We start from the raw sequence: 19,727 nt of genomic DNA on the forward strand, positions 1-19,727 counted from the left end.
TGGGACCGCGATGCGCCTGCTCCGCCTGATCCTCCTCACCGGCACGGTGCTGCCGGGTCTCTCGCTCGTGCAGCCCGTCGGCGCGTCGCCGGACCGGATCCACCTGGCACAGGGCGGGCCGGAGGAGCGCGGCCCCCGCGGCGGCGGCGAGCCCCCGCATGGCGGCCCGCGCCCGGAGCGTCCGCCGCAGGAGCGCCCCGGCCCGCAGCCGGGCCCGCCGGCCGCACGCGAGCGGCCCGAGCCGCGGCCGGAGCGCGCCGCACCGCCTCCGCCGCCCCGCGACCGCCCCGAACCGCCCGCCCAGCGCCAGCCGCAGGCTGAGCCGCCGCAGCGGGAGCGCGCGCAAGAGCGCCGCCCGGAGCCCCCGGCCGCGCGTCCCCCGGCCCAGGAGCGGCCGGACCGCCCGCAGGAGCGGCAACAGGACCGGCGGGATCGGCAGCCGGATCGCCAGGACCGGGGGGATCCCCAGGACCGTCCGGCACTGGGACGGCCCGGATACGAGCGGCAGCAGGCACCGGAGCGGGATCAAACCCCCGCCCCCCCGCCGCGCCCCAATCCCGAGCGGCCGCCGGCGCCGCCGCAGCAGCGCCCGGCACCGGATCGGGATCGCCCCGGTCCGGACACCCAGCCGAACCGTCCCGCGCAACGCGATGCCGCTCCGGACCGGACCACGCCGGACCGCGGGCCGCCCGGCCAGCGCCCCGGTGGACCGGGCACGCCCGGCGACCGCCCACAGGCGCCCGACGCGGCGCCGGGCGGTCAAGGCCGGCCGGTCCAGCGTCCGGACACACAGCCCGAGAACCGCCAGTTTCAGAACCGCCCGCAGCCGAGCGCCGGCTCCGGTGCCGAGCCCGGACGACCCGTGCCGCCCAACATGGCGCCGGGGGTTCCGGGCCGGCCGGTCCAGCCGCAGAATGCGCAGCCCGACGGGCGCCCGCAGGTCCCGCCGAACGGGGCCCCCGGCGCCGAGCCCGGGCGGCCGCTCCCGCCCAACGTGGCACCCGGTGTCCCAGGGCGGCCGTTCGTGCCGCCGGGTCAGGCGCCTACCCCCGGTCAGGCTCCGCCGCCCGGCGGCGTGCAGCCGGGACAGCCGCCGGCGGGCGGCCCCGGCGCCTTCAACCGCCCGGGCCAGCCGGGCTACGTCCCCGGCGGCTTCCGCCAGAACGACAATGTGCGCGACTTCGAGCAGGTCCGCACCGACCGCCGCGAGTTCCGGGAGGACGGCCGCACCTACTACCGCGAGCCCGGCCGGATCATCGTGCAGGATCGCGACAGCTACCTGATCCGCCACGACGAGAACGAGCGATTCCGCGATCTCGACCCGCGCGGCTACCGGTTCGAGCGGCGGGGCGCCGACTTCTACAGCACCGTCGACCGGCCCGGCGGCGAGCAGATCATCACCGTGACGGACGACGACGGGCGGCTGCTGCGCCGCTACCGCCGCTATCGCGACGGCCGCGAGATCGTGCTGATCGACAACAGCTCTGCCGGGCCGCTCCGTCCGGTCTACGAGGACGTGGTGGTGCTGCCGCCGCCGGACATCCGGATCCCGCGGGAGCGCTACATCGTGGATTACGCGCAGGCCGACGAGGCGGAGGTCTACGAGGCGCTGACGGCGCCCCCGGTCGTCGCCGTCGACCGCCGCTACACCCTCGACCAGATCCGCTACAGTCCAGACCTCCGGGCCCGGCTGCGCGCGGTCGACATCAACACCATCACCTTCGACACCGGGTCGTTCACCGTCACGCCGGATCAAGCCGCCAAGCTGTCGGCAATCGCCGCCGCAATGAACCGCGCCATCCAGGCGAACCCGCAGGAGGTCTTCCTCATTGAGGGCTTCACCGACGCGGTCGGCTCCGCCATCGACAATCTGTCCCTGTCGGACCGGCGCGCCCAATCGGTGGCCACCGTGCTCACGCAGCAATTCCGGGTGCCGCCCGAGAACCTGACCACCCAGGGCTACGGCGAGCAGTACCTCAAGGTGAACACGCAGGGCCCGTCGCGGGAGAACCGCCGCGTCGTGGTTCAGCGGATCACTCCGTTGCTGCAGCAGGGTCAGGGACAGGCGGCGCCACCTCCGCCGCCGCGCTAAGCCGGTCGCCGCGCAGCCATGCCCTGTGCGGCAATTGACGGCTCGGCCGTGGCATCTCACCACCGGTTGAGGACAGCGGCGCGGGACGGTGATGGACAGCGAAGCGGACGGGGGACTGATCCGGTCGGGCACACCGGTCTTCCGCCGCACGGCCCTGGCGCTCGCGGCCGCGGGGTTCTCGACCTTCGCGGTGCTCTACGCCGTCCAGCCGCTCCTGCCGATCTACGCCGACGTTTTCGGCGTCTCGCCGGCCGAGAGCAGCCTCGCCCTGTCGCTGCCCTGCGCGCTGCTCGCGGTGGCGCTTCTCGTGGTCAGCCCGCTGTCGGAGATCTGGGGCCGCAAGCGCGTGATGCTCGCCTCCCTGTTCGCATCGGCGCTGCTCACGATCGTGGCCGCGCTGGTCCCGGGCTGGCACGGCTTCCTCGTGCTCCGCGCGCTCACCGGCCTCACGGCGAGCGGGCTCCCGGCCGTCGCCATGGCCTATCTCGCCGAGGAGATGGACGTGCAGGCCATCGGCCTGTCGATGGGCCTCCTCGTCGGCGGGAATGCGCTCGGCGGCATGTCGGGGCGCCTGATCAGCGGCGTCATGGCCGACCACATGAACTGGCGCATCGGTCTCGCCACGATTGGGGCGCTCGCGCTCGCGGCGGCCCTGGCGTTCTGGCGCTGGCTGCCGCCGTCGCGCCGGTTCGTGCCGCGTCGCCTGGCGTGGCGCGACGTCCCGGGCACGTTCGGCCACCATTTCCGCGATGCCGGCCTGCCGTGGCTGTTTGCCGAGGCGTTCCTGCTGATGGGCGGCTTCGTCTGCATCTACAACTACATCGGTTTCCGCCTGCTCGATCCGCCGTTCTCGCTGAGCCAGACGGTGATCGGGCTGATCTTCTCGGTCTATGTCGCCGGGATGGTGAGCAGCCCGGTGACAGGGGAGCTCGCGAGCCGCTTCGGCCGGCGGCGCGTCCTGTGGGTCGCCACGGCGATCGGCCTGGCCGGCATCCTGATGACCCTGTCGGACCACATCCTGCTGATCATCGCGGGCGTCGTGGTGGCGACGGTGGGTTTCTTCGGCGCGCACTCGGTGGCCAGCAGCTGGGTCGGCCGGCGCGCGCTGCGCGACCGGGCGCAGGCCTCCTCGGTCTATCTCTGCCTGTACTATCTGGGCTCGTCGGTGCTCGGCACGGCGGGCGGCTGGTTCTTCGCCCATTCCGGATGGAACGGCGTGGTGCTGTTCGTCGGCGGCCTGTACGGTCTGGCGCTGATCATCGCTCTGCGGCTGTCGCGCCTCGCGCCGCTGGCGGCCTGAGCGGGAGGTAACCTCATGAGCGCGCGCAGCCATGTCAGCCACGTCGTCGACCAGTTCGGCAGCCAGGCCGCGGCCTACGTGACCAGTGCCGTGCATGCCGCGGGTGCCGATCTCGACCGGATCGGTGCGCTGGTCCGCGGGATGCCGGGCGCGCGGGTGCTCGATCTCGGTTGCGGCGGCGGTCACGTCGCCTTCGCGGCCGCCGCGGCCGGCGCCGCGGTTACCGCCTACGACCTCTCGGACGCCATGCTGGCGGCGGTGGCCGCCGAGGCGGCCCGGCGCGGCCTGGAGCGCATCGAGACCCGGCAGGGTGCCGCCGAGACCCTGCCCTTTCCGGAGGCGAACTTCGACGCGGTGCTGACCCGCTACAGCGCCCATCACTGGCGCGACGTCCCAGCCGCCCTGGCGCAGGCGCGGCGGGTGCTGAAGCCGGGCGGGCTGCTGATCGTCTGCGATATCGTCTCGCCCGAGGAGCCGCTCCTCGACACGCATCTGCAGGCGGTGGAACTCCTGCGCGATCCCTCGCATGTGCGCGACTACCGGGTCTCGGAATGGCGCGCGATGCTGGAGGCGGCAGGCTTCGCTCCCGGCCAGCCCTTGGCGAGCCGGCCGCGCATGGAGTTCGCGAGCTGGATCGCCCGGATGCGCAGGCCGCCGGCCAACGTTGCGGCGATCCGGGCGCTGCAGGCCTCGGCCCCCGCGGAGGTGGCGGCCCATTTCGCGATCGAGCCCGATGGCAGCTTCCTGCTCGACTCCGTGCTGATCGAGGCCCGCCCGTACGGCGAGGCTGCGTAATCGGGGATCGACCCTTGGCCTCATCGCCGTTCAAGCGTTCCGAAACCGGCCCACCGATATCCGCCGTCATCCCGGGGCCGCGCAGCGGAGCCCGGGATCCAGACCCACCGTCGCGCACGGTTCTGCACTGACGTGCATCTGGATTCCGGGCTCGCCTGCGGCGCCCCGGAATGACGGGGGAGTCGATGACGGACTTGCCACGCCGGATCGGTCTCGACGGCACAATCGATGCGTAGGCCGGATGAGGCTTGGCCGTTGAAGCGTCTACACCCTGCACCCATCTTGGATGCCCGCGCCACCAGAGGAAGCCGGTCCCGCTCGCCGGGCACGCGGCTCAATGATCCGGCCTGATCGAGCTTATCGTCGTCGTCCTGCTGATCGCGCTGAACGGCGTCTTCTCCCTCTCGGAGCTGGCCGTCGTCTCGGCGCGCAAGAGCCGGCTACGCGCCCTCGCGGCCGACCGCCGCCCCGGCGCCAAGGCGGCGCTCGCGCTCGCCGAGGAGCCGGGCCGCTTCCTGTCCACCGTGCAGATCGGCATCACGCTGATCGGCATCCTGTCGGGCGTGGTGTCGGGCGCGGCGCTCGGCGACCGGCTCGCGGTGACGCTGATCGATCTCGGCCTGCCGAAGGCCTGGGCCGACACGCTCGGCTACACGCTGGTGATCGGCGTGATCACCTACCTGTCGGTGATCATCGGCGAGCTGGTGCCCAAGCACCTCGCCCTGCGCAACCCGGAGCGGATCGCCTGCGCGGTGGCGCCCGGCATGCGGGTGGTCTCTCGAGCGGCCCTGCCGGCCGTCTGGCTCCTCGATGCCTCGACCCGGGCGGTGTTCCGCCTGATCGGCCAGGAGACCGAGAGCGCCAGCGCGGTGACCGAGGAGGAGATCCGCAGCCTCGTGGCAGAGGCGGAGACGGCCGGCGTCATCGAGGGCGACGAGCGCGCGATGATCTCCGGCGTGCTCCGCCTCGGCGACCGGCTGGTGCGCGGCGTCATGACCCCGCGCACCGACGTGGTCTGGATCGACCTCGCCGACAACCCCGACAGCGTCCGGGCGCAGATCCTGGCGAGCCCCCACGCTCGCCTGCCCGTGGCCGATGGCGGTCCCGACGCGATGATCGGGATCCTGCAGGTGCGCGACCTGCTCGGCCCCGTGTCGCGCGGCGAGCCCCTCGATCCGCGCGCCCATGTCCGCCCGGCCCCGGTCCTGCCCGACACCCTCGATGCCCTCGACGCCCTCGAGACCCTGCGCAAGGCGCCCGTGCCGATCGCGCTGGTTCACGACGAGTACGGGCATTTCGATGGGCTCGTGACGCCCGCCGACATCCTCGACGCGATCGCGGGGGCATTCCGGTCGGAGAATGTCGAGCCGGATGCGGTGCGCCGATCCGACGGCTCCTGGCTGATCGCCGGCTCGATGCCGGCCGACGAACTGGCCGACCAGCTCGGCCTGCGGCTGCCGCCGTCCCGCGACTACGCGACGGCGGCGGGCCTCGTGATCGCGGCGCTCCAGCACCTGCCGGAGACCGGGGAGATCTGCGAGATCGCCGGCTGGCGCTTCGAGGTGGTGGATCTCGACGGGCGCCGCGTCGACAAGCTGCTAGCGACCCGGCTGGAAGAGGTCGAGGCGGAGTAGCTCAGGCGGTCTCGCCGGCAAGCCGCCGCGCGGCGCGGTCGCGCCCGATCAGCGGCAGCAGGCCCGACAAGTCCGGCCCGTGCTCGAGCCCGGTCAGCGCGAGGCGCAGTGGCATGAACAGGCCCCGACCCTTGGCGCCGGTGCGCGCCTTGATCTCGGCCGTCCAGGCCTTCCAGGTCTCAGGCCCGAAGGGCTCCGGCGGCAGGCTGTCCCGGGCCGCCGCGATCACCGCCGGCTCGGTGATCACCGGCTCCAGCGGCCCGGTCGTCACCCGCCACCACGCGGCCGCCTCCGGAACCCGGTCGAGATTGGCCCGGACCGCGAGCCAGAACGCCTCGGCGCCGTCGGAGGGGATCCCGAGAGCGGCCAGCCTGTCGGCGACCTCGGCATATGGCATGGCGTGGACGAGGCGGGCGTTGAGGCCGTCGAGTTCCGACGGATCGAACCGGGCCGGCGCCCGCGAGATCTCGCCGAGATCGATCAGCCCGGCGAGCGTGTCGAGGTCGGGCACGGCCCGCACCGATTCGGCCGAGCCGGTGAGCACGGCGAGCGAGCGCACCGCGGCGGGCTCGTAGCCGGCCTCGCGCAGGCCGCGCAGCGACAGGTGGCCGAGCCGCTTCGACAGCCCCTCCCCGTCCGCGGTCGTCAGCAGGTTGTGGTGGCCGAAGACCGGCACGGCGGCGCCGAGAGCCTCGAAGATCTGCACCTGAACGCCGGTATTGGTGACGTGGTCCTCGCCGCGGATCACGTGGGTTATGCCGAGATCGGCGTCGTCCACCACCGAGGGGAGCGTGTAGAGGTAGGTGCCGTCGGCCCGGATCAGGACAGGGTCGGAGAGCGACGCGCAATCGACATGGGCCGGGCCGCGGACGAGGTCGTCCCACGCCACCGTCCGGGCCTCCAGCAGGAAGCGCCAATGCGGCCGGCGGCCCTCGGCCTCCAGGGCAGCGCGCTCCTCGGCGGTGAGCCGAAGCGCCGCCCGGTCGTAGATCGGCGGCTGGCCGCGCCCGAGCTGGCGCTTGCGGCGGCGCTCCAGCTCCTCCTGCGTCTCGTAACAGGGATAGAGCCGGGCCGCCGCACGCAGACGATCGGCGGCGGCATCGTGCTGAGCCGTGCGCGCGCTCTGGCGGGCGAACAGGTCGGGCACGATGCCGAGCCAGGCCAGATCCTCCTCGATCGCCGCGGCGAACTCCGCGGTGGAGCGCTCCGCGTCGGTGTCGTCGAGGCGCAGCAGGAACCGGCCGCCCGTCCTGCGGGCGAACAGGGCGTTGAGCAGGGCCGGCCGGGCATTGCCGATATGGAGGTAGCCGGTCGGCGACGGCGCGAAGCGGACGAGGGTCATGATCCGCTCTGTAGCCGATCTTGCAGCAAAATGGTGCCTGCGTACGTGACAGCGCCTCCCTGCCCGGACGCGCTACCCAGAGCCGCGAAAACCGGTCAGAACGCCCCGCTTGGTGCGGTGCAGGATGTGGCGGCATGGCGACGGACGAGACGGCCGACATCGTGGTGGTCGGCGGCGGGATGGTCGGACTGGCCAGCGCCATCGCGCTGAAGGACCGCGGCCTCGACGTTGTCCTGTGCGATCCGGGCGAGGCCCGGGCCCGGACTTCCTACGGCAATGCCGGCGTGGTCAGCCGCGGCTCCATCCTGCCGATGGCGAGCCCCGCCTTCTGGGGCAAGCTCCCGGCCTATCTCCGCAACGCCGACCGGGGCCTGCGTCTCAACCACGCGCATCTCCCGCAGGTCGTCGCCTACGGCGCGCATTTCATGGCCGCCGCGCGGGCCTCGCGCTGGCGCCGGGCCGCGGCGGCGCTGCTGCCGCTGACGAGCGCCGCCTACCCGGCGCATGAGCGCCTGGCGGCCCGGGCCGGCACCACCGACCGGCTCCAGCGCACCGGCTGGCTGAAAGCCTACCGCACCGAGGCCGCGTTCGCGTCCGCCGCGCTGGAGCGCGAGATCCTGGCTGAGCACGGCGTCGCCTTCGAGATCCTGGATACGGCAGGCGTGCGCGATCTCGAGCCGGCCCTGGTGCGGCCCTATGCGCGGGCCATGCTGCTCACCGAGACCGGTTCCGTCCGCGAACCGGGCCGCCTCATCGAGGCCTGCGAGACGCTGTTCGCCGGCCTCGGCGGGCGACGGCTGCGCGGCAGCGTCGGCCGGCTTGCGCCGGAAGCGGGCGGCTGGGCAATCGCCCACGAGGCCGGCACGGTGCGGGCTCGGCAGGTCGTGCTGGCGGCCGGCGCCGCGTCGGGCAAGATCGCCGGGACGCTCGGATACCGATTCGCGGTGGCGGCCGAGCGCGGCTATCACCGCCACTACGCCCTGCACCCCGAGAGTCCGCCCCTGACGCGGCCGGTGCTCGACACGGGCGCCGGCTCCATCCTGTCGCCGATGGGCGACCATCGGGTGCGAGTCTTGTCCGGGGTGGAACTCAACGCCCGCGACGCGGCGCCGGACTACACGCAGATCGAGGCCGCCTCCCAGGAGGCTGCCGGGACGCTGCGGCTCGGAGGCGCGCTCGACAACGAGCCGTGGCTCGGCTCGCGCCCGTCGACGCCCGACGGCCTGCCGGTGATCGGCCGGGCGCCCCGGCACGAGGGGCTGCTGTTCGCCTTCGGCCACGGCCATATCGGGCTCTCGACCGGGCCGATCACCGGCGAGGTCGTCGCCGATCTCGCCACCAGCCGGACTCCGGCCGTTCCGGTCGCCCCCTTCGCGCCCGAGCGGCTGCTGCGCTGGCCGCGCCTGTTCTGAGCGTCAGCGCCAATCGTAGGGGTTGTAGGGGTCCAGCGCCGCCTGAACCTTGCGCAGGACGTCCGGCTGGCGCTGGAGGTCGGCCTCCCGGGCGAGCGCCCGCAGGAACGCGCGCGGTCCGTGCTCCAGGTCGCGGGTCAGGCCGTTGTAGCGGTCGGACGGCTCGGCATGGGGTGGATTGACGGCGACGCGGTATTCGAGGCCGCAGGTGGGCGGATCGATGCCCAGGCGATAGCAGATCCGCACGCGGGCGAATGGCGCATCCGGGCGGTAATCGACCCGGTAGCCTCCGAACCGGAAGGCGCCCCCGGTCACGCGTTCGGCATAGGCCAGGGTCCGGGCCACCGTCGTGAAGCCGGCAGTGCGCCGTTCGCGCACGAGGTCGATGGCCGCGCGCTCGGAGGGAACGAACGGCTGCGCGCAGGCCGCGGTGGAGACGAGCGCGCCGAGGAGGGCGGGAGCGAGGGCTCTCATGGCTTCTTCATGCAGACTGCGACGGGTTGTGCATCCTTGGCAGCCTTCGCGGTCATGTCGAGGCAGCCGACCGTGGACACGCCGTCCGTCACGGTCACGGACGGGACAACCGCCATGCCCCGGCAATAGGCGCCGATCAATTCCTCATCCCGGTGGCAGGCCACGTCGAGCCGGATCAGGCTGTTCATGGCCGGGCCCGGCGGACCCGCTGGTCCGGCGGCGCCCCGCTCGCCCACGGGGCCGCGCTCGCCCGTCGCCCCGTTCAGGCCCGCGGGCCCCTGAGGCCCCGGCGGCCCCTGATCGCCTTTCGGACCGGGCGGCCCGGCCGGTCCCGGCTTCGGCGCCTCGCAGCCGGCGAGCGCGAGCGCCGCGACCGCACTGGCGACGATCGCGATCAGGGGGGATCTCATGCGCTTCTCCGGCCACGCTGGCTGGCGACGAAGTGGCGCGAGGGATTTCCGCGTCAACTGCGTCAGACCCGGCCGACGCACGTGGCCTCGGGGACAGGCCCACGATCGATGAGAGCGCTGGCGACGAAGACTCAGCCGTCGAAAACAGGACGGACCTCACTATCGACCGCCCTGGAGCGACCTCTCAGAAGGCCGCGCCGACGTGACGGGCCTCCGGAATCCGCGCGCGGCGACCCGAGATCAGTCGTCGCGATAGACCCGCTCGCGCCGCTCGTGCCGCTCCTGAGCCTCGAGCGAGAGCGTCGCGATCGGCCGCGCGTCGAGCCGGCGCAGCGAGATCGGCTCGCCGGTCTCCTCGCAGAAGCCGTAGGAGCCATCCTCAATACGGGCGAGCGCCGCATCGATCTTGCCGGTGAGCTTGCGCTGGCGGTCCCGCGCCCGCAGCTCGATCGCCCGGTCCGTCTCGGACGAGGCGCGATCCGCGAGATCGGGATGGTTCTCGTTCTCGCTCTGCAGCGCCACGAGGGTATCCTGCGCCTCGCGCAGGATGTCGCTCTTCCAGCTCAGCAGCTTGCGCCGAAAATATTCGCGCTGCCGGTCGTTCATGAAGGGCTCGTCGTCGGACGGGACGTAGCCGTCCTCCAGCGTCACCTTCGCCATGCGTCACCCTCGCTGGATTCTAACCGCCCACCAGGGGATGGCCGGTGCGCGGCGATAACGTGAGGTGCCGTATAGTCGAGGCGATCTAGCGCGACAACGCGCCGTGAGGCAGGGCTTGTATCCGACTGTCACTGCAGCGCCGCGTGCGGCAAACCGGCCACGGTACAGATCTTTTACTCTGTCATATGCGTCCGCAACCGTACGATCGCGGCGGCGATCTCTGTCGTCAGGCTGCGTGCCAGGGGCAGCCTGTAATGCGTCTGGTCGAAGAACAGGTCCGGATTCGCCGCCTCGGGCCGGCCGTCACGCCAATCCACGACCGCACTCAGCCGGTGGGTTGCCAGGACGGTGCGCACCTGCGCGCGGCAGGCCGCTTCCGCGGCGCCCCGCGGACTGCCGGGCGCAGGCTCGGCGCGGGCGTAGACGGGTGGGAAGACCAGCACGACCGGGGTCTGCGCGGGGATGCGCGCGAGTTCGGCGCGCAGCCGTTCGGCAATGGGGAACGGGCCGCCGTGATGCGGCTCGGGTTCGGGCCCGACCGGCCTCTCCAGCGCCGCCTTCTTCGCGGGATCGATGCCGAACCCCTGGCTGAGATAATTGTGCTCGTAGTCCCACCAGCCGTCGGCGGCCGCCGTCTTATGGCGGCCGTTCAGGAGCCAGCCGACCCGGTTGACCGTCTCTTGAGCGGCCGTGAAGCGCAGGAGGCCACGCAGGTAGGCCGGCCAATCGCCCAGCAGCCAGTACGGAAATCCGTGCTCGCTCGGAAAGGAAGGATCGTCCGCGCACCAGAAGGCGTCGGCCGAGAGCACGAGCGCCTCGGGCCGGGCATGGTGCTGCAGGTACCAGCCGAGCAGCGCGAACTGCTCCGACGGGCCGGTGGCCGGAACCGAGAGCTGGACGAAGGGGATGCCGGTGAGCCGGCTCAGCGCCGCCGGCTCGATGAGCTGGATGTGCGAGTTGCCGATCACGGCGCCGGAATAGGCCGGATCGCGGCCGCGGACGGCCGACGCGGTGCGCGGTCCCTGCGGGCGAACGGCACCCTGGGACAGCAGGGTCGAGCGCCCGGTGTCGTAGGGATCGACCAGGGCCGCGAGGCCGAGATAGGCCGCGAACAGCGCGACCATCGACAGGAACAGGGTACCGGCGAAACGCCGCCACGCCCGGTCCGTGGTGAGCTGGGGGGCCGCCATGCTCAGAACTGGAAGTAGATGAACTCGTAGTTCGCATCGTCGCCGATCTTGAGCAGGACGAGCACGAACAGGAGTGCGAAGCCGAAGGCGAGAAGGCGCCGCGGCGGCAGGCGGTGGACGGCCGCCCAGGCCGTCGGCCCGATCGTCGCCACGAGGGCCGCCACCGCGATGGTGCGCCACTTGAAGCCCGAACCCTTGGGCGCGAGCCCGAACAGGCCCTTGAAGATCGCCAGCGCCGCCTCGAAGCTGGTCGCCCGGAACAGCACCCAGGTCAGCACCACGAACAGGCTGGTGAGTGCCCAGCCGAGCGGCGCCGGGATCGCGATCCGCGCGCGGCGCGTCAGCACCCCGGCGCCGAGGCCGAGCCCGTGCAGGGCGCCCCAGGTCAGGAAGGTCAGCCCGGCCCCGTGCCAGAGCCCGCCCAGCGTCATGGTGGCGGCGAGCGCGCCGACCTGGCGCGGCAGGCCGCGGCGGTTCCCGCCCATCGGGATGTAGAGGTAGTCGCGCAGGAAGCGCGACAGCGTCATGTGCCAGCGCCGCCAGAAGTCGCTCAGCGAGGTGGCGCGGTACGGCACGTCGAAATTCTGCGGCAGGATGAGGCCGAACAGCAGGGCGATGCCGAGCGCCATGTCGGTGTAGCCGGAGAAGTCGAAATAGATCTGGAAGGTGAAGCCCAGCGTCGCCTGCCAGGCCTCGACGACCGTGACCGCCTTTCCCGCGGCGGCCGCCTGGAACACCGGGTTCACGTATTCGGCGAGCGGATCGCCGAGGAACACCTTCTTGGCCAGGCCCACCGTGAGCAGCATCAGGCCGCGGGCGAAGCGCTCGGCGGCGTCAGGCCGCGCGTAGGGCCGCTCGTCGAACTGGTGCATGATCTCGCTCCAGCGCACGAGCGGGCCGGCGAGAACCTGCGGGAAGAAGGCGATGTAGAGGGCGTATTTCACCAGCCCGAAGGCCGGCGCCCGACCGGCCCGCAGGTCGGCGAGGTACATGATGTGGTGGAAGGTGAAGAACGAGATGCCCAGCGGCAGGGCCAGGCCGAGCCGCGGCGCCCCGAGCCCGGGGATCAGGTTGGCGAGATCGGCGAAGAAGTCGAGGTACTTGAAGACGCCGAGCAGCGCGAGGTTGGCGGCGATGGCGGCCGGGATCAGCCAGCGGCCGGGATACCGGCGATAGACGCGGGCCACGCACCAATTCGCCAGGATCGAGCCGGCGAGCAGCGGCACGAAGCGCACATCCCACCAGCCATAGAATACGAAGGACAGGCCGACGAGGAGCGGCAGCCGCCACGCGGGCGCGGCGCGCGTCACCAGCCCGTGCAGGATCAGGGCGGCCGGCAGGAAGGCGAGGAGGAAAACGAAGGAGTTGAACAGCATCGGGCGAGGCGGCGCGGAGGAGCCCGGATGGGCCGCCGTTGTCTCCGAGCGGAAGGGACCGCCTTGTCGGGGATCAGGGCCGGCCCGTCAATCGCCGGCCGACGCGCGGCACGCGGTCGTGCCCGACGCCTCGCCGCGACCGGTGATCAGGCCGGCCGCGGCCGATCCTGCGCATCGCTGCCGAGGCAGGGCGCTTACGTCGGCGCCGGGACCGGTGTCGCCAGCGGCTTGCCCTTTTGCACCGTGAAGGTGACGAACAGCTTGCTCGGCTGCGATCCGTTCTTCAGCGTGTGCGGGGTTTCCGCCGGGGTCACCCAGGAGGCGCCGGGCTTGATCTGCTGCGTTCCCGCGTCCTTGACGCGCAACTCGCCGACGCCTTCCAGCACGTAGCCCGCCTCGGTACCGGGATGGGTGTGCCAATCGATGAGGAAGTTCGGCTCGACATCGACGATGACTTGAAGCGTCTCGTAACCCTGCATCGGGCCATCGATACGAGATGTAATCGTCCGTTTTATTCCGCTCGGCGCCTGTGCCGATACGTCTTCCGCCACGAGGCCGATCGCTGCGCAGAGCGCACAACCGGTGAACATCCGCCTGCTCAACATGCGCTTTCTCCCCTCGTGCCCGACACGGACCTCTTGGACCCGGTCAGGTCGCCAGATCATCAATCATAAACCTCGCATGCTCTTCGACTGCATTCACTCCAATCCGATTTCATCTCGTTCGACAGTCTATCGACTGAATGTACAGTTGTAAGAGCAATCGTTCGTCCTGACAATGCAGGTGATCATCGCAAATCGAGCCCCGTTGCGGGCGCCGGATCAGCCGGCGCTGCGGCTCACGCGCCGCGTCGGTCCGCCTCGATGGTCAGTCCGAGCCCCACCGAACCGAACGTGTCGCCCTCGACGACGCGCGCGGCCGGCAGGGCGCCGGTCAGCGCGGCGCGCAGGTGCGGCAGACCGGTGGAGCCTCCGGTGAGGAACAGGGCGTCGATCCGCTCCCGCGACAGCTCGGCCTGGGACAGGCATCGGTCGATGCGCGCCGCCACGGCGCCGGCGAGGTCTCCGGTCTGCGCCGACAAGGTCGCACGATCGACCGGCGCGGCCAGACCGCGCTCCACGAAATCGAGATCGAGCATCGTCGCGTCGCGCTCAGAGGCCGCGATCTTCGCGCCCTCGACCACGCCCGCGAGGGCATGCCCGCGCTCGCCCTCGACCACCTCGCGCAGCCGCCCGACGAGGTCGGGCCTCGCGCAGTCGCGGATCACCTCGTCGATCTCGCGCGCCGTCTTGGCATTGTAGAGGCGGTTGATCGCCGACCACGTGGCGAGGTCGTGGTAGTAGGCGTTCGGCACGGCGAGATCGCCCCGGCGCATCGGGCTGCCGAGGCCGAGCAGCGGCATGACCGTTCCGAGGCTGAGCTGCCGGTCGAAGTCGGTGCCGCCGATGCGCACGCCGTCATTGGCCAAGATGTCGCCGGCCCTGTCCGGGCGCCCCCGCCGCTCGGGCGACAGGCGAACGATCGAGAAGTCCGAGGTGCCGCCGCCGATATCGGCCACCAGCGCGATCTCCTCGGACCGAACCTGCCGCTCGTAATCGAGGGCCGCGGCGATCGGCTCGTACTGGAACGAGACCTCGCGGAAGCCGACGTCGCGGGCAATCTCGCGGAGCGTGTCCTCGGCGCGCCGGTCGGCCTCCGGGTCGCCGTCGACGAAATGGACCGGCCGTCCGTGGACCACGCTGTCGAGGACCTCGCCGCAGGCCGCCTCGGCCCGGGCCTTCACCGCCGTGAGATAGCGGGCGATCACGTCGCGCAGGCGCAGGCGCTGCCGGCCGACCGGCGTCGCCTCTTCCATCAGCGGCGTGCCGAGCACCGATTTCAGCCCGCGCATCAGCCGTCCCGACCGGCCCTCGACATAGGCCGCCGTGGCGGCCCGGCCGATCACCGGGTCGCGGCCGAGTTCGAAGAAGATCGCGCTCGGTATCGTCCGGTGCGCCTCCTCAAGGGGCAGCAGGGTCGGTCCATCCGGACCGGTGTGACCGAGCGTGGTGTTCGACGTGCCGAAATCGAGGCCGCAGGCCGCCATCGTGTCGTGGGTCCGGATTTTCGCAGGGAGGGGCGTGGCCCTACAGGGCCGGGGCGCCCGGGTCCAGGCCGGCAGAGCGTGGCAGGTATGGCGGGAAGCGTGGACAGCTGTCCGGCGGGCCACCCGGAACCGTCGCCGGCATGCTATGAGGCGCCATGCGTTCCGACATCGATCTCGGCCTGACCGGCGAGCGCCCCGCGCTCCTCGACCTCACCGAACTGCTCGCCACGCGGCTCCTGGTCCAGGGCAATTCGGGCTCCGGCAAGTCGCACCTGCTGCGGCGCCTTCTGGAGCAGAGCGCCGGGCTCGTGCAGCAGGCGATCATCGATCCGGAGGGCGATTTCGCGAGCCTCGCCGATCGCTACGGGCACGTGGTCGTGGAGGCCGACGGCGACGACGTGGCCCTGCAGCGGATCGCCGCGCGGGTGCGGACCCATCGGGTCTCGGTGGTGCTGTCGCTGGAGAATCTGGACGCCGACGGGCAGATGCGGGCGGCCGCCGCTTTCCTGGGCGGCCTGTTCGATGCCGACCGCGACCATTGGTATCCGATGTTGGTGGCCGTCGACGAGGCGCAGCTCTTCGCGCCCGCGGCCGCCGGCGAGGTCTCGGACGAGGCGCGGCGCCTGTCGCTCGGCGCCATGACCAACCTGATGTGCCGCGGCCGCAAGCGCGGGCTGGCCGGGATCATCGCGACCCAGCGGCTCGCCAAGCTCGCCAAGAACGTCGCGGCCGAGGCGTCGAACTTCCTGATGGGCCGGACCTTTCTCGACATCGACATGGCCCGCGCCGCCGACCTCCTGGGCCTCGAGCGCCGTCAGGCCGAGACGTTCCGCGATCTGCCGCGCGGACATTTCGTGGCGCTCGGGCCGGCGCTGTCGCGACGACCCCTCACCATCGCGGTCGGCCCGACACAGACCGTAAGCCGAAGCTCCTCGCCGGTTCTGGTTCCCCTCCCCGATCCGACCGAGGACGCCCGCGCGCTCATCCTCACGGCAAGCCCGGCGGAGATCGCGGTCCCGCTGGTGCCCCGGCCGAAGCCGCGGCCGACGCCGGCTCCGGACGTGCTGGTGCAGCTCGCGAATTACCGGCCGCCGGCGCCCGTGGAGGAGCCGGAGGAGGAGCCGATGGATCCGGAGGCGCGCGAGGCGGCGCTGGCCGAGGTGCTTGCCTCGGTCCTGGCGGATGCCGACGCGGCCGCCTGCACGCCCGCCACCCTCTACCAGGACTTTACGGTCCGCTGCCGCATCCGGCGCCTGCGCGGCGACACGATGGGGCTGCCCGAGTTCAAGCGGCGGCTCGCGGTGGCGCGGGCCGAGGCCGGAGGGGCGGTGACGGACAATTCCGGCTGGGAGCGGGCGCAGGAGATCGCCGCGGGCCTGCCGGACGATCTCGCCGGGCTGTTCCTGGTGGTGGCCCGGGCGGCAATCGAGGGTGCCCCTTGCCCGACCGACGCGATGCTGGCCGAGGCCTATGGCACCAGCTCCGGCGGCCGCGCCCGGCGGATGCTCGCCTATCTGGAGGAGCGCGGCGCGATCATCACGCGGAAGGACCTGCGCGGCGCGCCGATCATCGCCGTGCCGGATCTCGGCGTGGAGACGGGGCCGGGTGAGCCGCAGATGCTGCCGACCGGCCCGAAACGCCGGGCGGTGTAGCGCGCGGCTAATCGGTCCGTCATCGCGAGCGGCAACGCGGTCAGGCGCCCCGAGCGACTTCCAGCTTGGCAAGCTCCACCGCTGCCCGGAGTTCGATTTCGGCCATCAGCCCGTCGAGGCGCGGATCGCCTGAGAGGCCCGCGCGCTCGTTGAGCCGGCCCGCGATGGATCGGAGTTCATGAGTGGCAACCCGGCCGCCGAGGATGGCGGCCTTCAGCCGGTCGAGGCCGTCGAGGAGGTCCTGGCCGCGCTTGGCCGAGCGACGGCGCCGCTCCTGCGGAGTCTCGCTCTCGGCCTGGAGGAGCAGGACCGCGTCGAGCCCCGCCAGCGTAGCCGCTGCCGCGGGCGCGTTGGCGCTCGCGGCGGAACCGGGCGCGGCGCCGAGGCTGAAGCCTCCTCCACCCTCGGGCCGCCGGGGGGCCGCGACGCCGCCCGCGCTCTGGATCGGCTGGCGAGTCTCGACGCGCATGATCCTGTTCGCGTTGCCCCAAGCGCCCCTGCGCAGGACCAGTAAGTCGGCCCGCAGGGTTAAGCGCGGGTAAACGGGCCGGCAGAAGCTGCCGGGTCGGCAGCTTCCGTGCCGGTACCGCAGGACGACCCACACGCGCCGCTTCTGGATAAAGCAAGGTCCCTCAAGGGCTTGCCGATACGGCCCGCTTGGCACGGCCCTGGCAGGATGGCGGCAGGTCCGTTCACCCTCGATTAGCCGGCATGCGCCCGAGTCCCGCGTTCAGTCTCCTTCGGTCCCTGCTCGGCGCCCTGACCGGTGCGCTGCTCCTCGTCGCGCTGGCCGGCCCGGCGCTCGCCCTGTCGCGGGTCAAGGATCTCGCCTCCATCGAGGGCGTACGCCAGAACCAGCTCGTCGGCTACGGGATCGTGGTCGGCCTCAACGGCACCGGCGACACGCTGAACAACATCCCGTTCACCAAGCAGTCGCTCCAGGCGATGCTGGAGCGCCTCGGCGTCAACACGCGCGGGGCGACCATGCGCACGCAGAACCTCGCCGCCGTGATGGTGACGGCCAATCTCCCGCCTTTCGCCGCGCAGGGCTCGCGCATCGACGTGACGGTCTCGTCGCTGGGCGACGCGAAGTCCCTCCAGGGCGGCACGCTCCTGGTGACCCCGCTGCTCGGCGCCGACGGCGAGGTCTACGCCCTGGCCCAGGGCTCGGTGGCGATCGCCGGTTTCTCGGCGGAGGGCGACGCCGCCAAGATCACCCGGGGCGTGCCGACCAACGGCCGGATCTCCAACGGCGCCAATATCGAGCGCGAGATCGCGTTCAAGCTGAACGATGCCCGCTCGCTGCGCCTGTCCCTGCGCAATCCCGACTTCACCACCTCGAAGCGGATCGCCGCCGCGATCAACGACTTCATGGGCGCCGATACCGCCGAGCCCACGGATCCGGCGACCGTCACGATCCAGATCCCGCCCCGCTACACCGGCAACATGATCCGGCTGATCACCGAGGTGGAGCAGCTCAAGGTCGAGCCCGATCAGACGGCCCGGGTCATCGTCGACGAGCGCTCCGGCATCATCGTGATGGGCCGCGACGTGCGCGTCTCCACGGTCGCCATCGCGCAGGGCAATCTCACGGTCACCATTACCGAGCAGCCGCAGGTCAGCCAGCCGGCGCCCCTGTCCAACGGCCGCACCGTCGTGGTGCCGCGCACCGGCCTGAAGGTCGATACCGGCGACGGCAACAAGCTCGCCCTCGTCAAGGAAGGCGTCAGCCTGCGCGAGCTGGTGGACGGCCTCAACGCGCTGGGCGTCGGCCCGCGGGACCTGATCTCGATCCTCCAGGCGATCAAGACGGCGGGCGCCCTGCAGGCCGATATCGAGCTGATGTGATCAGACGGAACGGGAGGGTCGAACCATGCTGCAGCTAGCCACTCTCGCGGCCAAGGCCGCCGCCGGCGTCGGGACCTCGGCGGCCGGCAGCGCGGTCGACGGCATCATCAAGACCGCCAACAAGGCCAAGGCCTGGAAGACCGCGACCGAATTCGAATCGATGTTCCTCGAGAGCAGCCTCGACCGGCTGACCCAGTCGGAAGGGACCGACGGTCCTCTCGGCGAGAACGGCACCGGCGGTGGCGTCTACCGCTCGATGTTGACCAAGGAATACGCGGGACAGATCGTGAAGAGCGGCGGCGTCGGCATCGCCGATTCGATCTTCCGTGAGATCCTGAAGCTGCAGGGTGCGGCGAGCGAGGGAGCGAGCAATGCAAAGGGCTGAACCGCTGCGCGTCGCGGATCGCGTGACCGCCGAGGCGCTCGTCGCGGGCGTGCTCGGCAACATGGCCGCGCTGGAGACCGTTCTGGCCGACGAGGCGGCCCATGTCCGGGCCGGGCGTCTGCGGGAGAGCACCGTGGCGGCCGAACCGAAGGCGGCGCTCGCCGCCGCCTACATGCAGGGGCTTGAAGCCGCCAAGGCGAACGCCGTCGCACTGAAGCGCTTCCACCCCGAGGGGGTCGAGATGCTGCGGTCGGCGCATCGCCGCTTCACCGCGGCTGTGGAGGCGAACCAGGCGGTCCTGGCCAGCGCCAAAACCGTCTCGGAGGGCCTGATCAAGTCGCTCGCCGAGGAGATCGGGCGCGCGCAGATGCCGGTGGGCTACGGCCGCCAGGCTCCGGCGCCCTCGCCGTACGGCCGCGGCGTGCGCAGCGGCCCGCTGGTCCTGTCGCGGAGCCTCTAGGCACCGCCTCAGCGGCGACCGTTGCCGATCCGCACGTAGGTCCGCACCTCGCCGAGATCCGTGTCGGCCCGGTTGTCGATGGCGAGGCGGCCCGCGACGACCGGGGCTGCCGCGACCCCGTGCCCGGCGCGCATGTCCATCCCGGCGGTGACGCGCCCGGAGATGCGGACGCAGCTGTCGCTGCCCGGCATGCGGACGAAGCCCTGCCCTTTCGATGGACACGGTACCAGTCCCGGCGTGACCGGCGCCTTCTGCAGATCGACGGCCAGGGCCGGACCCACGAGTACCAGCGCCACGGCGACCGCTATCGGCAGAACCAGCCTGGCCATCTCAGGCCGCCCGCCGGGCAAGATCCCGATGGAGCAGATCGATGTAGGTCTCGACCTCGCCGATGAACCGGTCCAGGGCGGCCTCCTGGACGCGCAGCCGCGCGAGATCGCGCAGGAGAATGTCCAGCGCGATGGTGCGGTCATTGGGATGGCTGTAGCCGGCGAGGTACGTGTCGACGGCCTGCTCGGCCATGAAGATCGCGCCGATCCGCGGCGCAAAGCCGAGACGGCGGACGAGTTCGACGGGCTCGGACAGCGACACGCGGACCTCTCCTCGTTGGA

At 71.9% G+C, this 19,727-nt stretch carries 20 protein-coding genes; 9 read left to right on the forward strand and 11 right to left on the reverse strand.

Annotation, left to right across the window (positions count from 1 at the left end; genetic code table 11):
* Positions 1-10 precede the first annotated feature (10 nt).
* The 4 genes from AC3WSN_RS17460 (at position 11) to AC3WSN_RS17475 (ending at position 5,821) form a co-directional block, all read left to right on the forward strand.
* Positions 11-2,092, forward strand: coding sequence for an OmpA family protein (locus tag AC3WSN_RS17460; protein ID WP_492539628.1), 2,082 nt, complete (start codon positions 11-13; stop codon positions 2,090-2,092).
* Between the two features lie 91 nt (positions 2,093-2,183).
* Complete coding sequence (locus AC3WSN_RS17465) at positions 2,184-3,392, forward strand: MFS transporter (RefSeq protein ID WP_492539631.1); 1,209 nt, start codon at positions 2,184-2,186, stop codon at positions 3,390-3,392.
* Positions 3,393-3,407: 15 nt separating this feature from the next.
* Positions 3,408-4,187, forward strand: a complete 780-nt coding sequence (locus AC3WSN_RS17470; protein WP_492539633.1) for a class I SAM-dependent methyltransferase — start codon at positions 3,408-3,410, stop codon at positions 4,185-4,187.
* 347 nt (positions 4,188-4,534) lie between these two features.
* Positions 4,535-5,821 (forward strand): hemolysin family protein, encoded by a 1,287-nt coding sequence (locus tag AC3WSN_RS17475; protein ID WP_492543147.1) that lies wholly within the window; start codon positions 4,535-4,537, stop codon positions 5,819-5,821.
* A 1-nt stretch (position 5,822) separates the two neighbouring features.
* Here AC3WSN_RS17475 and gltX read toward each other — a convergent pair whose 3' ends face one another.
* On the reverse strand, positions 5,823-7,163 hold the full coding sequence (gene gltX / locus AC3WSN_RS17480) for a glutamate--tRNA ligase (protein ID WP_492539635.1): 1,341 nt from the start codon (positions 7,161-7,163) through the stop codon (positions 5,823-5,825).
* A gap of 134 nt (positions 7,164-7,297) precedes the next feature.
* On the opposite strand from gltX, the gene AC3WSN_RS17485 reads away from it, so the two are divergent.
* Positions 7,298-8,575: an NAD(P)/FAD-dependent oxidoreductase gene (locus AC3WSN_RS17485; RefSeq protein WP_492539637.1), complete on the forward strand. Its 1,278-nt coding sequence runs from the start codon at positions 7,298-7,300 to the stop codon at positions 8,573-8,575.
* Positions 8,576-8,578: 3 nt separating this feature from the next.
* Here AC3WSN_RS17485 and AC3WSN_RS17490 read toward each other — a convergent pair whose 3' ends face one another.
* The 7 genes from AC3WSN_RS17490 to AC3WSN_RS17520 all read right to left on the reverse strand — a co-directional run bounded on the left by AC3WSN_RS17490 (position 8,579) and on the right by AC3WSN_RS17520 (position 14,771).
* Positions 8,579-9,049, reverse strand: a complete 471-nt coding sequence (locus AC3WSN_RS17490; protein WP_492539639.1) for a hypothetical protein — start codon at positions 9,047-9,049, stop codon at positions 8,579-8,581.
* Positions 9,046-9,459, reverse strand: coding sequence for a hypothetical protein (locus AC3WSN_RS17495; protein WP_192708041.1), 414 nt, complete (start codon positions 9,457-9,459; stop codon positions 9,046-9,048). The genes AC3WSN_RS17490 and AC3WSN_RS17495 overlap by 4 nt, the downstream gene beginning before the upstream one ends.
* Positions 9,460-9,699: 240 nt before the next feature.
* Positions 9,700-10,119, reverse strand: coding sequence for an RNA polymerase-binding protein DksA (gene dksA / locus AC3WSN_RS17500; RefSeq protein ID WP_192708040.1), 420 nt, complete (start codon positions 10,117-10,119; stop codon positions 9,700-9,702).
* Between the two features lie 173 nt (positions 10,120-10,292).
* Positions 10,293-11,309 carry a hypothetical protein gene (locus AC3WSN_RS17505; RefSeq protein ID WP_492539641.1) on the reverse strand — a complete coding sequence of 339 codons (1,017 nt, stop codon included), beginning with the start codon at positions 11,307-11,309 and terminating at the stop codon, positions 10,293-10,295.
* 2 nt (positions 11,310-11,311) lie between these two features.
* A complete protein-coding gene (locus AC3WSN_RS17510) occupies positions 11,312-12,685 on the reverse strand; it encodes an MBOAT family O-acyltransferase (RefSeq protein WP_492539643.1) in 1,374 nt (457 codons plus the stop codon).
* Between the two features lie 194 nt (positions 12,686-12,879).
* A complete protein-coding gene (locus AC3WSN_RS17515; protein WP_492539645.1) occupies positions 12,880-13,290 on the reverse strand; it encodes a cupin domain-containing protein in 411 nt (136 codons plus the stop codon).
* Between the two features lie 233 nt (positions 13,291-13,523).
* Complete coding sequence (locus AC3WSN_RS17520; protein ID WP_492539646.1) at positions 13,524-14,771, reverse strand: Hsp70 family protein; 1,248 nt, start codon at positions 14,769-14,771, stop codon at positions 13,524-13,526.
* 155 nt (positions 14,772-14,926) lie between these two features.
* Here AC3WSN_RS17520 and AC3WSN_RS17525 point away from each other — a divergent pair, with 155 nt between their 5' ends.
* Positions 14,927-16,423: a helicase HerA domain-containing protein gene (locus AC3WSN_RS17525; RefSeq protein WP_192708035.1), complete on the forward strand. Its 1,497-nt coding sequence runs from the start codon at positions 14,927-14,929 to the stop codon at positions 16,421-16,423.
* A gap of 40 nt (positions 16,424-16,463) precedes the next feature.
* Here AC3WSN_RS17525 and AC3WSN_RS17530 read toward each other — a convergent pair whose 3' ends face one another.
* Complete coding sequence (locus AC3WSN_RS17530) at positions 16,464-16,892, reverse strand: flagellar assembly protein FliX (protein WP_192708034.1); 429 nt, start codon at positions 16,890-16,892, stop codon at positions 16,464-16,466.
* A gap of 242 nt (positions 16,893-17,134) precedes the next feature.
* Between AC3WSN_RS17530 and AC3WSN_RS17535 the strand changes: the two genes are divergently transcribed.
* The 3 genes from AC3WSN_RS17535 to AC3WSN_RS17545 are packed head-to-tail and all read left to right on the forward strand — an operon-like array spanning position 17,135 to position 19,116.
* On the forward strand, positions 17,135-18,271 hold the full coding sequence (locus AC3WSN_RS17535) for a flagellar basal body P-ring protein FlgI (protein WP_192708033.1): 1,137 nt from the start codon (positions 17,135-17,137) through the stop codon (positions 18,269-18,271).
* Between the two features lie 25 nt (positions 18,272-18,296).
* Positions 18,297-18,656, forward strand: a complete 360-nt coding sequence (locus tag AC3WSN_RS17540) for a rod-binding protein (RefSeq protein WP_238196089.1) — start codon at positions 18,297-18,299, stop codon at positions 18,654-18,656.
* Complete coding sequence (locus AC3WSN_RS17545; RefSeq protein WP_192708031.1) at positions 18,643-19,116, forward strand: hypothetical protein; 474 nt, start codon at positions 18,643-18,645, stop codon at positions 19,114-19,116. Before AC3WSN_RS17540 ends, AC3WSN_RS17545 begins: the two co-directional genes overlap by 14 nt.
* A gap of 8 nt (positions 19,117-19,124) precedes the next feature.
* Here the strand turns inward: AC3WSN_RS17545 and AC3WSN_RS17550 are convergent, their stop codons facing one another.
* Entirely contained in the window at positions 19,125-19,445 is a 321-nt protein-coding gene (locus AC3WSN_RS17550; protein ID WP_492539647.1) for a hypothetical protein, read from the reverse strand.
* Position 19,446: 1 nt separating this feature from the next.
* The gene (locus tag AC3WSN_RS17555) at positions 19,447-19,707 is read right to left on the reverse strand and encodes a hypothetical protein (RefSeq protein WP_492539648.1); all 261 of its coding nucleotides are present in this window, start codon (positions 19,705-19,707) and stop codon (positions 19,447-19,449) included.
* Positions 19,708-19,727 lie beyond the last annotated feature (20 nt).

The organism is Methylobacterium sp. FW102-HT35C08, from assembly GCF_058790235.1.